Origin of the sequence: Pseudomonas sp. BF-RE-22, from assembly GCF_019956155.1 — a bacterium.
GTDB classification, from domain to species: Bacteria; Pseudomonadota; Gammaproteobacteria; order Pseudomonadales; family Pseudomonadaceae; genus Aquipseudomonas; species Aquipseudomonas migulae.
Map to the genome: position 1 here is coordinate 1 of NZ_JAHBDD010000001.1, position 13,645 is coordinate 13,645.

Sequence of the window (13,645 nt, forward strand, 5' to 3'; positions counted from 1 at the left end):
GTGTGTCAGGCGACATCAATGTTGATTGTTGGACCGCTATCGCCAGCAAGCCGGCTCCTACAGGGGACTATGTCGATCCAACTACCCCTTCCCCGTGCATCTGCCGCAACAACGCCGCTCCGCTGTCGATGAAACCCTGCGATCCCGCCGCCCCCGCTTCGACGGCCAATCCTTCCAGCTGCTCACGCCCGTTCAGTTGGGGAAACTCGTCGATCCGCTGCAACAAGCGCCAGGCCAGCGGGCTCAGTTCGGAAAACTTCACACTCCAGTCCTCCGCCCGACGAACCAATAACAACGTCGGCTGAGCCGGAGGCGTTTCAGGCTGATAGTCCGGCCCCACCAACTGCACCGGCCAGGCATACGCCAACGGCCAGGCCAGTGGTGAAATCTGCAACGGTCGATCCAGCAGCAGCCCGACATCACTCGCTGGCAATGGCTCGGCGTCGGACTGTTGCAACACCATCTCGATCCACTCGTAATGCGCCAGTTCCACCAGGAACGGCGGCCACGCCCCCTCGTGCAACGCAGGCGGTTCTGACGCGAGAAAGTCGACAAACTCCCTGGCGATCTCACCGAATTTCGGCGTTTGTGCGCGGTGGTCCCGCAGGAACATGCGCACCAGCGAACCCCAGCGCTCATCGCCAAGAATCTTGATCAACACCGGAAAAGTACCGCTGAGCAAGATCGAGAGGTTATTGAAAACAAGGTCGCGATAAACCTGTGCCCGCGCCACGTCCATTCCGGCCGGTGGCGCGCAATGATCGGGGTCTCGCAGGTAAAGCCCCAAGGTGTTTTGCTGCTGAAACAGGCCTGAGTTATCCACGGTTCACCTCCTTGGCCTGCAAGCGGCGGATGGTCTGCAATTCAGCCACCAGTTCAGAGAACGCCGGGAAATTGAAATCCCGCTCAAGCAACGTGGGTTGCGCGCCAAACCGCGCATAAGCCTGGGCCAGCAACGACCACACCACCGGTTTCACCGAGGCGCCGTGGGTGTCGATTTTCAACGTGTCGGATTCATCGAAATGCCCGGCCACGTGCATCGCCACCACCCGGTCCGAATCGATGCCGGCCAGAAAAACCTGCGGATCAAAATCGTGGTTGATCGAGTTGACGTACACATTGTTGACGTCCAGCAACAGGTCGCAATCGGCTTCGCGCAGCACCGCATTGGTGAACGTCAGCTCGTCCATGTCCTGCTGCGGCGCGGCGTAATACGAGACGTTTTCCACCGCCAGGCGCCGACCGAGAATGTCCTGGGACTGACGAATGCGCGCGGCGACGTGGTGCACCGCTTCTTCGGTAAAGGGCAGCGGCAACAGGTCGTACAGGTGACCGTCATCGCTGCAGTAGCTCAGGTGTTCGCTGTACAGCGGCACGTTGTACTGATCGAGAAAAACCCGCACTTCTTGCAGAAAAGCGATGTCCAGCGGCGCCGGCCCGCCCAATGACAGGGACAAACCATGGCAGGACAGCGGATAGCGCTCGGCCAGCCCCCGCAGTGCCGCGCCATGAGCGCCGCCGATGCCGATCCAGTTCTCCGGCGCGACTTCCAGAAAGTCGAAATCGCCCACGCGGGCGGCTTGAAGGTCTTTCATTAAACCGCGACGCAGGCCAAGTCCGACGGTGGCCTTCGTTGATGTGTTGGAAGTCTGCATGATGTCGATCTCAAAGGTTGTCAGAACGTAATCACAGTTAACCGAAACGGTGTATCGGGCCTGTGTTGCGTTCCGGCAGAAAATCGCGGCGGTTGTATCGCCGGCGGGTCTGTACACACTTCGGTACAGAGCCGCCGTTGGGCGTTACGCCAGGTCGTATTTCTCGCGCACCAGATGGCCGATGCCGATGCGATCAAGCACGTTCATCGGGCACAGGAAGGTCACGCGCACGGTGCCGGGCAAGCGGCTGATGTCGATGGAACCGGTGATGGTCGCGCGGTTGAGCACTTCGTCATACGGCAGGCCCGTGACCGAAGCGGCACGTTTCAGGCCGTTTTCCACCGCCACGTTGAGGTTCTCGCCACTGCCGATGAAGGTGATCGGGCCGCTCTGCTCGATCTCGGTCTGGCCCCAACGCTCGCCCAGTTCGCGGACTTTCTGCCGTTGCAGGGCATTCATCGGCCGCGCCATCGGCGGCAGATCGTCGAGGTTTTGCAGGAGGATCGGGCCTTCCAGTGTCAGGTGCTTGATCACTTCGACCTGCACTTCGGTTTCCCCGGAGCAGTCGGTGGCATGCCCGGCGATCTCGCCGTTGCCCTGCTGGGCGTGCATGTCGCCCATGTACACACCGGCGCCCGGGACTTTCACCGGGCAGATCAATACGCAGCCTTCACGTATCGAGTTGGTGTCCATGTGACCGTCAGTCTTGGCCGCGTGCAGTTCCTCACGCGTCATGCCGAAACGGTGCGGTGCGCCGATCAGGTATTGTCCGAAATCGCCGCAGTTGTGCGAGTCCGGCAAGTCCCGCGACGGCGTGGTGCCGATGTTGCCGAGGAACGGCCGCATGTGCGCGGCAACGCCGGGGATGTCAGCACGGGCCAGGGACAGGATCGAATGCTGGGCGGCGAACTCCGGCAGTGCCGACATCTCGGAGGCGTTGCCCGCCAGTTGGTTGGCGATGTCCTGATTGACGGTCAGGCTGACCTGATTCTGCGCATCGAACACGATCACGTACCCGTGGCTGAAGCGGAAAGCGCTGACTTCGGCGCCGCAATTGCTGCAACGAATCGAATCTTCGCCGATGCCTTCGACGTAGCTGGCCGGGTGCTCGGTGCCGCATTTGCTACAGAATTTCGCGACGAACGGATCGCCGTTGTAGCGACCTTCAACGAAGCTCATCACGCCGGACGAGGTGGCCAGCGAGGTGACGCGCATGCTTTTGATCTTGATCGCCACGGCGTCGCCGATTTCGGCACCGGCAATGGCCACCGGTTGGGTCACTTCATGGCCGCCCTCGAAGGCCGGCGTAATCATCGGCCCCCAGCAGCCCGGCGGCGTGCCGGTGATCAGGGTGCCGCCGTCGGCCAAGGGGCCGAGCATTGGCTGGCTTGGGCCGATGAGGCCGCTGGTGTACTGGTCGACGCGCAGGCGATCGACGGGGGTGGATGTCAGGTCGGTTTCAGGCAGGAGCGTGGTCATTGTTGTCCCCTTCACGGTGTATAGGGTGCCAAGCGGCCTGTGCAGTTCATCGCAGGTTTGTATCTGGGCTGTGTTCGGCAACGCACCGGTATTGCGGGAAATGTATCGAGCAGGACGTTAGATACACTCCGATACACACACGTACCCCTGTAGGAGCGAGGCTGGCCCGCGAAGGCGGCGTAACAGTCAACGAGGATGTGTCTGAAATACCGCCTTCGCGGGCAAGCCTCGCTCCTACAGGGGGATGTGTGTGTGTGTGCGAATCAGGCAAATGCGGGCTTTCGTCGCTCCGCCCGGCAGCCCACGGCCTGCGGACTAAACTTACTGCACGCAGGACGCACTCACCGTCCTGATCATTTCCACGACCACTGCCCAGAGGTGAATGCCTCGACAAAGAATGCCCCTGGACCGTGATCCAGCCGAAGGAGCACACGTGATGGACGAGGCCAGACTCAACGATTTCATGGGCAAACTGGTGAACGACATGGGCGGCGCGGCGATGCTCGCCAACGTCATCCTCGGCGAAGAGCTCGGGCTGTACCGGGCGATGGCCGACAGTCAGTTGATCAGCCCCGAAACACTCGCCGAGAAAACCGGCTGCAACCCCCGCCTGCTGCGCGAATGGCTCAGCGCCCACGCCGCGTCCGGTTACATGGAACACCGCGACGGCCAGTTCCGTCTGCCCGAAGAACAAGCCCTGGCACTGGCAATCGAAGACTCACCGGTCTACGTGGCGGGCGGTATCGGGGTGGTCGCGTCGTTTTTCCATGACAAGGACAAGCTGGTCAAAGCCATGCGCGGCAACGGCGCCCTGCCCTGGGGCGAACACCATCCGTGCATGTTCAGCGGCACGGAACGGTTCTTCCGGCCTGGCTACAAAGCGCACCTGGTCGCCGAATGGCTACCGTCCCTTGAAGGTGTCGTCGCCAAACTGGAGGCTGGCGCCAAGGTCGCGGACATCGGCTGCGGGCATGGCGCATCGACGGTGATCATGGCCCAGGCGTTCCCCGAATCGCGGTTCGTCGGCTTCGACTACCACGCGCCGTCCGTCACCGTCGCCACCCAGCGCGCCGAGGAAGGCGGTGTGTCCGGGCGGGCGCGGTTCTTCCAGGGCACGGCAAAAAGCTACCCCGGCGACGACTACGACCTGATCTGCTATTTCGACTGCCTGCATGACATGGGCGACCCGGTGGGCGCGGCGCGGCACGCCTATGAGTCGCTGAAGCCGGACGGCACGGTGCTGCTGGTGGAACCGTTCGCCAACGACAAACTCGATGACAACGTTACCCCGGTTGGCCGGTTGTTCTACGCCGCCTCGACGTTCATTTGCACCCCGAACTCGCTGTCTCAGGAAGTCGGCCTCGGGCTCGGCGCCCAGGCCGGTGAGGCGCGGTTGCGCAAAGTGTTTACGGAAGCGGGATTCAGCACATTCCGACGGGCGACGGAAACACCGTTCAACCTGATACTCGAAGCGCGCAAGTAAACGTTGACCTTGTAGGAGCGAGCGGTGCGGCGATCCGACTTGCCCGCGAAGGCGGTATCTCAGGCACACCGTCGTTGTCTGACAGGCCGTCTTCGCGGGCAAGCCACGCTCCTACAGGTGAATCACCAAATGCTACGCTGCAAACACCCCTGGCCCATCGGAGTGTTGAACATGCTCGACAGCCGCACCCGCGAACAACTCGACCGGCTCCAGCAGTTCATGGCCGACCAGCCGTTCATGGTCCTGACCGGTGCCGGCATCAGCACCCCGTCGGGCATTCCGGACTACCGCGACCACCAGGGCGTGCGCCGTGGCCGGCAACCGATGATGTATCAGGAATTCCTCAGCGCCCCCGAATCCCGGCGCCGCTATTGGGCGCGAGCGATGCTCGGCTGGCCGCGGGTGCGTCAGGCTCAGCCGAATGTGGCGCATGAAGCCATCGCCAACCTGCAAAGCACCCGGCAGATCAGCGGGCTGATCACCCAAAACGTCGACACCTTGCACGACCAGGCCGGCAGCCACGACGTGATCGAACTGCATGGCAGCCTGCACCGGGTGCTGTGCCTGGATTGCGGGCAGCGCAGTGAGCGGGATTCGATCCAGCAGTTGATGGAAACGCAGAACCCATACCTGGCTGGCGTGGATGCGGTGCAGGCACCGGACGGCGACACGCTGCTCGACGCGGCGTTCGAAGCACGGTTTCAGGTACCGCATTGCCCGCATTGCGCGGGCGAGCGAATGAAACCGGACGTGGTGTTCTTTGGCGAGAACGTGGCGCAGGTGACGGCAGCCAAGGCAATGGCTGCGGTGGAAAAAGCGGCGGGATTGCTGGTGGTGGGGTCTTCGTTGATGGCGTATTCGGCGTTTCGTTTGTGCCGGGCGGTGGCGGATCAGGGCAAGCCGCTGATAGCGATTAACCTGGGCAAGACGCGGGCGGATGACATCCTCGATCTGAAAATCGAGGCATCCTGCGAACAACTATTGCCGTTGCTGACCCAGCGCCTGACACCTTAGCAACAACGCATACCTTGCCGGCGATGGCGGCGTAACGGATACACCGCGTCGCCTGAATCGCCGGCAAGCCGGCTCCCACAAAGACCCGTGGGCGATTACAACAGCGACAATGTGTAGTTGATGATAAAGCGATTCTGATCAACGTTGCGGCCCGCATCGGTATTCGACTTGCCGTTGCGCACGCTGAAACCAAGCCCCTTGAGCGACCCCGATTGCAGCACGTAGTCCAGGGTCATATCACGCTCCCACTCGGACTGATCGCCCGCGTTTCGAACCTTGATGTCAGTCCCTTTCAGATACGCGATCGAAGCTCTCAGGCCCGGCACGCCCAAAGGCGCGAAGTCATAGGAATATTGACCGAAGTTCGTCTGCTCGCCCGCACGTGTAAAGCTCTGGATCATGCGGTCCGTCGGCAGGTAAACACTGCCACCACCCGCCCCTTTATCAACCAGGCTACCTTGGTTGGGCTGCACGAAGTTGCTGCCGTCACCCACCTGTTGATGCCCCAGCGACACCGAGTGGCCACCGTTCACATAGGTGATCATCGCCACCCAGGTGTTGTTGTCGATTTCACCGTTGTTGTCCTCGGTGTAACCCGAGGTGCGGTAGCCTTGTGCGCGGCCGGCGGCGGAACTGTTGGCGCCCGTCGATGTGGTGTTGAAGTAACGCAGATCGGTGGTGAACGAGCTTTTGCTGTCGATCGGCAGCACGTGGGTCAGACCGAAAAAGTTCTGGTTGTAGAAGTCTTCCAACTGCGCGAAGTAATACTGCGCCTTCAGTTCCTTGGTGATGTAGTAGTCACCGCCGGCGAAGTAGAACTTGTTGCTGTCCTGGGTAGCGCCCGGCACCGACAAACCGGTCCGGTCCGTCGAGGCGCGGCCGACCGCGTGTTCAAGCACGCCACTGGTCAGCATCAAGCCATCGATGTCATTCGAGGTGACCTGCGCACCGGTGAACGACTGCGGCAATACGCGGGCATCGTTCGACAACAGGATCGGCAATTTCGGCAGCAAGGTGCCGTAGCGGAACTCAGTTTTTGAGATGCGCATCTTCGCCGTGGGGCCGAAGCTGCTCCAGGTATCGGCAGCACCGTCGCCGTCACTCGGGATCATGCCGCTGCCGACGTGGCGACCCGCGCCGCTGTCCAGCGTCACACCGAGCAACGCTTGCGCATCCAGCCCGAACCCGACCGCTCCCTGGGTAAAACCGGACTCATAGCGCAGCACAAAACCCTGCGCGGCCTCCTCGGTTTTCGACGGGTCTGCCGTGCCATCGCGGTTATCGCTGTTGAAATACAACGTGCGCATCGACAGCGTGGCTTTGCTGTCCTCCAGAAAACCGTGCGCGGCAGAATCGGCTGCCTGTGCGCACAACGAACCGGTGGCCAGCAAAAGTGCGGTGGGGATTGCTCGCTTGAACATACGGTGCTCCTGGGTCATTTTTTTATGTTTTTTTTGAGTTTTTGCCGACCGCTGTCCGCCACGGTCACTCAACCGCGGCGCGCACGATGCCGCGCTCGATGAGTGACCATGAGCCTTGAGGAAAGCGATCGGAGTGTTCGAGCTAGATCAGGTAAGAAAGACCCACGGTCAACGCGAAGGCGACCAGCGAAATAATGGTCTCCAGCACGGTCCAGGTCTTGAACGTCTGGGTGACGCTCATGTTGAAGTATTCCTTGATCAACCAGAAACCGCCGTCGTTGACGTGGGAAAAGATCACCGACCCGGCGCCGGTCGCCAGCACCAGCAACTCCGGATGCGGATAACCCAGACCGATGGCCACCGGCGCGACAATGCCAGAGGCGGTGGTCATGGCCACGGTGGCGGAACCGGTGGCGATGCGCATCAACGCGGCGAACAGCCAGCCCATCAGCAGCGGCGATAGGTGAAATTCGTGGGCCAGGCTGACGATCTGGTCGGTGACCCCGGCGTCCACCAGAATCCGGTTCAAACCGCCACCTGCGCCGACCAGCAAGGTGATGCTGGCGGTCGGTGCCAGGCATTCGTTGGTGAACTTGAGGATCGATTCACGGTTGAAGCCCTGGGCGAGGCCGAGGGTCCAGAAGCTCAGCAGGGTCGCCAGCAGCAGCGCGATCACCGAGTTGCCGATGAACAGCAAAAACTGGTTGAAGCCACTGCCCGGCGTAGAAATCAGGTTGGCCCAACCGCCGATCAGCATCAACAGCACCGGCAACAAAATGGTCGCCATGGTGATGCCGAAACCCGGCAGGCTGTCGCGCGGTTCGCGCTCAAGAAACTGTCGCTCCAGCGGGTTTTCCGCCGGCAGTTGAATGCGCGGCACGATGAATTTGGCGTACAGCGGACCGGCAATAATCGCCGTCGGAATGCCGATCAAAATCGCATACATCAACGTCTGCCCGACCGACGCCTGATACACCTGCACCGCGAGCATCGCCGCCGGGTGCGGCGGCACCAGCGCATGGACCACCGATAGCCCGGCGACCATCGGCAAACCGACCATCAGAATCGACACACCGACGCGGCGCGCCACGGTAAAGGCGATCGGCACCAGCAACACAAAACCGACCTCGAAAAACAGCGGCAGCCCGACCAGGAACGCGATGCACACCATCGCCCAATGCGCGTTCTTCTCGCCAAAGCGGTCGATCAAGGTGCGCGCCACCTGCTCAGCGCCGCCGGACTCGGCCATCATCTTGCCGAGCATCGTGCCCAGCGCCACCACCAGCGCAATGTGCCCCAGGGTCTTGCCGACACCGGCCTCGTAGGCGCCGACCACCCCGGACGGCGGCATGCCGGCGAGCAATGCCAGGCCGATGGACACCAGGGTGATGACGATGAAGGGATTAAGCCGGTAACGGGCGATCAGAACGATCAGCGCGATGATGGCGATGGCGGCATATACCAGCAGCCAATAGCCGAAGGACAGGGTCATGCGGTACTCCTCGAAAGGGTCACGTCGAATGGGTTGTGAAACTCATAAAACATTTCGAGAGGTGATTTTCAAACGAGGCGAAAGTAATTTTCGTAGAGGGATAAGGGTTGTCGTACAGAGGTATGGGGGGTCGTGTTTTTTGAAACTGGGCCAGGCGGATTTTCATCGCGCCTGAGCCATTAATGTTGAAGTACAGCTCGCGTTTGAATCGCTCTGCGCAGTCGGTGAAATGTCGGCTCGCCGCAGATGACCGATTGGCTCAGTCGTTCATTTCCGCAGCAAGCACATTCACCAGCGCAGCGGCCGGCATCTCACGAATCAGCGGCGCCCCCTGCCCCGCCCACTGCACGGCAAACTCCGTGTTTGCCTGGGCGGTGGCCGCGGCGTTGAGCGCTTTGTTGGCGTCATAGGCGCGCGGATATTCTGGCAGCGCCGCGCCAGCCTTTTCGAGGCAGGTGAAGTTGCGATTGACCATGCCTCGGGCAGGACGCCCGGAGATGACGCTGGTGACGGCAGTCTGGTGCGCGCGCGGCCCCTTCAAGGCCTCGCGATAGGCGCTGTTGGCGGAAGATTCCGGGCAGAGGATAAACGCCGTGCCCAACTGTGCGGCACTGGCGCCCAACTGCATGACGGCCTTGATCCCCGCGCCGTCCATGATGCCGCCCGCCGCGATCACCGGCAGTCGGCAAGCCGCCACCAGTACACGCACCAACGCAAACGTCCCCATTTGCGAATCCTGTTTTGGATCGAATACCCCGCGATGCCCCCCGGCTTCGTAACCTTGTGCGACCAGCGCATGTACGCCGGCGCGTTCCGCACTCTGCGCTTCGGCCAGGTTGGTCACGGAACACAACAGGATGATGCCCGCAGCCTTGAGCGCATCGATTGCCGGTTGTGGCGGCAGCCCGAAATGGAAGCTGACCACCGCCGGCCGTTCTTCCAGCAGCATCTGCAACATGTCCGGGTCTTCGACAAAAGAGGTGTAGATCTCACGCAGCGCCGTCGGTGCAGCGGCCCCGAACTGCGCAAAGAACGGCGCCAGAAATGTCAGCCACTGCGTCTCGCGAGCGCTGTCGTGGACAGCAGGCTGGTGGCAAAAAACATTCACATTGAACGGCTTGTCTGTCAGCGCGGCCGTCTCGCGGATCATGTTCCGCGCCTGCTCGACGTTGCTCGCCCCGATGCCAATCGCGCCGAGGCCGCCGGCGCTGGACACCGCTGCCGCCAGTCGGGGCGTAGAAACACCCACCATCGGCGATTGAAGGACGGGCAGTCGAATGTTCAAAAGGGACAGCAGTTGAGTGGACATGGCATCACCTGAAAGACAGTTGCACAGAGGTAAAAACGGACCCTTTGGCCCACGCGGCGAACCCTAAAGTTCGCCGGTCAGAAATTGCGCCCTTCCACGGCCGAAGGACCAGTCCGCATCGGTGTTCTCCACCAGCGAAACAATCAGGTCGTCGGGTGACAGGCCACACTCGGCTTGCAGCCTCTCGGCCAGCAAGCGGTAGAACGCAGTTTTCTGCGTCTGTAAACGTGGTCGCGAAATCACCGTCAGCAACACCACGCTGGTCGTGCGCGTGTAACCCAATCCCGTGTCGTGCAGCACCAACTCCCCCGGACGATGTTGCGTGACGCTTTGGTAGCGATCACTGTCGGGCACCTCAAAGGCCTCGACCATCGCCTGATGGGTCACGTCCAGCAGGGTCTTGAGTTGTTGGTCATTGCGCCCCTGAATGAGGTCGAACTTGAGCAGCGGCATAGCGGTTCACCTGTGCGGAAAAAAACGGGAGCGAGGTGTTCGCTCCCCCTGGGAAAAAACGATGCCGTGCAAGCCCGCGCCAACACGTCATCCACCCCAAACCTGTGGAGCAGAAAGCGGTGCTTACTTGGAGGTCGGCATGGCGAATTCCGCGCCCTTGGCGATGCTGTTCGGCCAGCGCTGCATGATCGACTTCTGCTTGGTGTAGAAGCGCACGCCCTCTTCGCCGTAGGCGTGTGTGTCACCGAACAGCGAGCGCTTCCAGCCGCCGAAACCGTGCCACGCCATCGGCACCGGAATCGGCACGTTGATGCCGACCATTCCCACCTGAATGCGGCTGGCGAATTCACGTGCGATGTGACCGTCGCGGGTATAGCAAGCGGTGCCGTTGCCGAACTCATGTGAGTTGACCAGATCGACCGCCTCGGCAAAGTCCTTCACGCGCATGCACGCCAACACCGGACCGAAGATTTCCTCTTTGTAGATTTTCATCTCGGGGGTGACATGGTCGAACACCGTGCCGCCGAGCCAGAACCCTTCGGCGCAATTCGCGCCAGCCTGGGCGCCGTCAAAACCACGGCCGTCGACCAGCAGTTCTGCGCCCTCCTCAATGCCTTGCTCGATGTAGCCGGTGATGCGTTGCAGCGCCACTTGCGACACGATCGGGCCCATCTCGGCGGCCAGGTTCATGCCTTCGAGGACTTTGAGGGTGCGGGTGCGTTCCACCAGTTTCGGCATCACTTTATCGGCGACATCGCCGACAAACACCGCCACCGAAATCGCCATGCAGCGCTCGCCGGCAGAGCCGAACGCGGCGCCGATCAGCGCGTCGACCACCTGATCGATGTCGGCATCGGGCATCACCACCATATGATTCTTCGCGCCGCCCAATGCCTGGACACGCTTGCCGTGGCGGGCACCGGTCTCGTAGATGTAATTGGCAATCGGCGTCGATCCGACAAAGCTCACCGCTTTGACGTCCGGGTGATCGATCAGCGCATCCACCGCTTCTTTATCGCCCTGCACCACGTTGAACACGCCATCCGGCAGCCCGGCTTCCTTGAACAGTTCGGCGATCAGCAGCGAAGGCGACGGGTCGATCGGGCTCGGCTTCAGCACGAAGGTGTTGCCGCAGGCGATGGCCACCGGGAACATCCACATCGGCACCATCACCGGGAAGTTGAACGGTGTGATGCCGGCCACCACGCCCAGCGGCTGGCGCATGGTCCAGTTGTCGATGTTGGTGGAGACCTGTTCGGTGTAATCACCCTTGAGCAGTTGCGGGATGCCGCAGGCGAACTCGACGACCTCGATGCCGCGCGTTACTTCGCCCTGGGCGTCGGTGAAAACTTTGCCGTGCTCGGCGGTGATCATGCGCGCCAGTGTGTCGCGGTGTTCATTGAGCAACGCCAGGAACTTGAACAGGATGCGGGCGCGACGCAGCGGCGGCAGCGCCGACCAGGCGGGAAACGCGGCCGCGGCCGACTTCACTGCCGCGTCGACTTCAGCGGCATTGGCGAGGGCCACTTTGCCGATGACGGAGCCAATGGCAGGGTTGGTGACGTTCTGCGTGCGGCCGGAAGTACCGTGCGTCACGCGGCCGTGAATGTAGTGTGCGATGTCTGCTGGCTGGTTGCTCATGGCGGGTGTCCCCTGGTGGTGGATAAGAGCCATCTCTTGTTGTTGTCGGGAGTGCGCCAGGCGGCCGATGGCTCGCCTGCCAGGGTCAAAGTAGGCCAGCCGAAGGATCATGTAAAATGATGATTAATGATCTTATGGATCAGAAATGGTGAAGGTGTTTGAGGTGTTAAACAGCGCTGGAGAATGCTTGTTTAAGCGCGCTCGTGGTTACGAGATGAAAGCTACAAAACCTTGCGCCGTTGCCTACGGGTACGCCAGAATCCGCCGGCTTGTGCGCTTTGGGGGTGCCCGGTAACTTGATTCGTGCCACTGCTCATCAGTGGTCGGGTTTAGTCGCTCGTGGTAACCCAGTTGTGCGTGCATCTGTCATGCAGGTCATACATTGCCTGTACTTGATGGTGGCTGTACGTGGGGCGCCCTCGGGCGCGCCGGATTGCTGAGTTACCCGGTCGACTAACCTGCGTACAGCTGCCTCCCCTTTCGTTTAGTCGCAAGAGGGGTGGCACTCCATTAGGTAACTCAGCATATGATCAAGCCTTCACCGAACCCACCGGATACTGATCCGGCATCCCCATACGAACCCGACTCAAACAAACTCAACGAGGCCGCCGAGCGTGCCCTCGACTACCACTTCCCGTCGACTGCCGACATCAAAGCCAAGCCGCGCACACCCAGCACCCTGTTTACTGTGGACCCAGAGCTCACGACCGAAACCCTGATGGTTTATCTGGTCGAGACGCTGGCCTCGGTCGATGTGATGGTCCATCACTTGGTGGACCTTCTGGACGGTGGGTCGCGCAATGCCCTGCTGGGCATTTCCAACAGCATCATGCTGGCGGAGATCACGGCGAACCGGGTGCTGGATCAGATTGATCCGCGAGACTGAACACCGCTAAGCGGAGCTTTTGTGGCGAGGGAGCTTGCTCCCTCGCCACAGTTGGATGTGTGTGCAGCTTCAGACCTGAAGCGATTTCTGCAGCCACTTCGCCCGCTCCGACAGGCGCCGCTTCCAGTCTTCGGCCAACCCACGGCTTGCCGCCAGCGCCAGCAGATCGTCGATCACCGGCCGGTGCGACAACTGCACCTGCCAGAATTCATCGATGGAAAAGCGCTCCGTTTGCCTTTCCAGCAACTCGATCCTGTCGCCCGCTTCAATGAAGCCCGGTTGAAGCACCCGGTAATACCAACCGGTGATTCGCTCCTTGGCGACATGCATCGACATACGCTCGGCGTCGAAACGATGATTGATTTTCCAGCACGGGCTGCGCGGTTGAGAGACCTGCAACACCGCACTGCCCATCTGGAATACATCGCCGATGTGCACGTTGCGCTCCGAGAGTTCGAGCGCAGAAATGTTCTCCCCCAGGCTGCCCGGAAGCAGCTCATGGGCGCAGTGCGCAAAGGCCTGTGCCAGGTGCTGATAATTTTCGGCCGCATAGTGATGAACAGCCTTTTCCGGACCGCCGTGAACCCTGGTGTCGCCATGCTGGTCACCGACAATCCCGTGAAGCTCGACGCGAACGGGGCCTGAACGGCGCTGTTTGAAGATGCCCGTACGCTGCCCTTCAGGCTTCAAGAGCCCCAGGCCGCCGGCGAAGACGTGGTCAATTTTCGAAATGAGTGTCATGGGTCAATCCGCATCTTTTACCGGGTTTCGGCCACTTTACTAACCACCGACAATGACCGTAAAGTGATCGT

12 protein-coding genes are annotated in these 13,645 nt (G+C 61.2%); 3 read left to right on the plus strand and 9 right to left on the minus strand.

Annotated elements, in window-relative coordinates; genetic code table 11:
* Window positions 1-67 precede the first annotated feature (67 nt).
* The 3 genes from KGA82_RS00005 to KGA82_RS00015 form a co-directional block, all read right to left on the minus strand.
* Entirely contained in the window at window positions 68-823 is a 756-nt protein-coding gene (locus KGA82_RS00005; protein WP_223449209.1) for a DUF2063 domain-containing protein, read from the minus strand.
* Window positions 816-1,655 (minus strand): DUF692 domain-containing protein, encoded by an 840-nt coding sequence (locus tag KGA82_RS00010; protein WP_223449211.1) that lies wholly within the window; start codon window positions 1,653-1,655, stop codon window positions 816-818. The genes KGA82_RS00005 and KGA82_RS00010 overlap by 8 nt, the downstream gene beginning before the upstream one ends.
* A 144-nt stretch (window positions 1,656-1,799) precedes the next feature.
* On the minus strand, window positions 1,800-3,134 hold the full coding sequence (locus tag KGA82_RS00015; RefSeq protein ID WP_223449213.1) for an acetamidase/formamidase family protein: 1,335 nt from the start codon (window positions 3,132-3,134) through the stop codon (window positions 1,800-1,802).
* A 436-nt stretch (window positions 3,135-3,570) separates the two neighbouring features.
* On the opposite strand from KGA82_RS00015, the gene KGA82_RS00020 reads away from it, so the two are divergent.
* Window positions 3,571-4,617, plus strand: a complete 1,047-nt coding sequence (locus tag KGA82_RS00020) for a class I SAM-dependent methyltransferase (RefSeq protein ID WP_192418619.1) — start codon at window positions 3,571-3,573, stop codon at window positions 4,615-4,617.
* Between the two features lie 171 nt (window positions 4,618-4,788).
* Window positions 4,789-5,631, plus strand: coding sequence for an NAD-dependent protein deacetylase (locus tag KGA82_RS00025; protein WP_223449215.1), 843 nt, complete (start codon window positions 4,789-4,791; stop codon window positions 5,629-5,631).
* Between the two features lie 95 nt (window positions 5,632-5,726).
* On the opposite strand, the gene KGA82_RS00030 is transcribed toward KGA82_RS00025, so the two are convergent.
* The 5 genes from KGA82_RS00030 to KGA82_RS00050 form a co-directional block, all read right to left on the minus strand.
* Window positions 5,727-7,052 carry an OprD family porin gene (locus KGA82_RS00030; protein ID WP_223449216.1) on the minus strand — a complete coding sequence of 442 codons (1,326 nt, stop codon included), beginning with the start codon at window positions 7,050-7,052 and terminating at the stop codon, window positions 5,727-5,729.
* A 142-nt stretch (window positions 7,053-7,194) separates the two neighbouring features.
* Window positions 7,195-8,544 carry a gluconate:H+ symporter gene (locus KGA82_RS00035; RefSeq protein ID WP_192227665.1) on the minus strand — a complete coding sequence of 450 codons (1,350 nt, stop codon included), beginning with the start codon at window positions 8,542-8,544 and terminating at the stop codon, window positions 7,195-7,197.
* A 259-nt stretch (window positions 8,545-8,803) separates the two neighbouring features.
* A complete protein-coding gene (locus KGA82_RS00040; RefSeq protein ID WP_223449218.1) occupies window positions 8,804-9,853 on the minus strand; it encodes an NAD(P)H-dependent flavin oxidoreductase in 1,050 nt (349 codons plus the stop codon).
* A 63-nt stretch (window positions 9,854-9,916) separates the two neighbouring features.
* Window positions 9,917-10,306, minus strand: a complete 390-nt coding sequence (locus KGA82_RS00045) for a tautomerase family protein (protein WP_223449219.1) — start codon at window positions 10,304-10,306, stop codon at window positions 9,917-9,919.
* A 123-nt stretch (window positions 10,307-10,429) separates the two neighbouring features.
* Complete coding sequence (locus tag KGA82_RS00050) at window positions 10,430-11,947, minus strand: CoA-acylating methylmalonate-semialdehyde dehydrogenase (RefSeq protein WP_008029395.1); 1,518 nt, start codon at window positions 11,945-11,947, stop codon at window positions 10,430-10,432.
* A gap of 526 nt (window positions 11,948-12,473) precedes the next feature.
* Between KGA82_RS00050 and KGA82_RS00055 the strand changes: the two genes are divergently transcribed.
* Entirely contained in the window at window positions 12,474-12,833 is a 360-nt protein-coding gene (locus tag KGA82_RS00055; protein ID WP_207285903.1) for a DUF6124 family protein, read from the plus strand.
* Between the two features lie 69 nt (window positions 12,834-12,902).
* Here KGA82_RS00055 and KGA82_RS00060 read toward each other — a convergent pair whose 3' ends face one another.
* Window positions 12,903-13,574 carry an MOSC domain-containing protein gene (locus KGA82_RS00060; RefSeq protein WP_223449221.1) on the minus strand — a complete coding sequence of 224 codons (672 nt, stop codon included), beginning with the start codon at window positions 13,572-13,574 and terminating at the stop codon, window positions 12,903-12,905.
* Between the last annotated feature and the right edge of the window lie 71 nt (window positions 13,575-13,645).

Bases quoted from the DNA above. Each gene is read 5' to 3' on its own strand.
- KGA82_RS00015 (WP_223449213.1), bottom strand. From the start codon at position 3,134: ATGACCACGCTCCTGCCTGAAACCGACCTGACATCCACCCCCGTCGAT.
- KGA82_RS00025 (WP_223449215.1), top strand. From the start codon at position 4,789: ATGCTCGACAGCCGCACCCGCGAACAACTCGACCGGCTCCAGCAGTTC.
- KGA82_RS00030 (WP_223449216.1), bottom strand. From the start codon at position 7,052: ATGTTCAAGCGAGCAATCCCCACCGCACTTTTGCTGGCCACCGGTTCG.
- KGA82_RS00010 (WP_223449211.1), bottom strand. From the start codon at position 1,655: ATGCAGACTTCCAACACATCAACGAAGGCCACCGTCGGACTTGGCCTG.
- KGA82_RS00050 (WP_008029395.1), bottom strand. From the start codon at position 11,947: ATGAGCAACCAGCCAGCAGACATCGCACACTACATTCACGGCCGCGTG.
- KGA82_RS00060 (WP_223449221.1), bottom strand. From the start codon at position 13,574: ATGACACTCATTTCGAAAATTGACCACGTCTTCGCCGGCGGCCTGGGG.
- KGA82_RS00020 (WP_192418619.1), top strand. From the start codon at position 3,571: ATGGACGAGGCCAGACTCAACGATTTCATGGGCAAACTGGTGAACGAC.
- KGA82_RS00035 (WP_192227665.1), bottom strand. From the start codon at position 8,544: ATGACCCTGTCCTTCGGCTATTGGCTGCTGGTATATGCCGCCATCGCC.
- KGA82_RS00045 (WP_223449219.1), bottom strand. From the start codon at position 10,306: ATGCCGCTGCTCAAGTTCGACCTCATTCAGGGGCGCAATGACCAACAA.
- KGA82_RS00055 (WP_207285903.1), top strand. From the start codon at position 12,474: ATGATCAAGCCTTCACCGAACCCACCGGATACTGATCCGGCATCCCCA.
- KGA82_RS00040 (WP_223449218.1), bottom strand. From the start codon at position 9,853: ATGTCCACTCAACTGCTGTCCCTTTTGAACATTCGACTGCCCGTCCTT.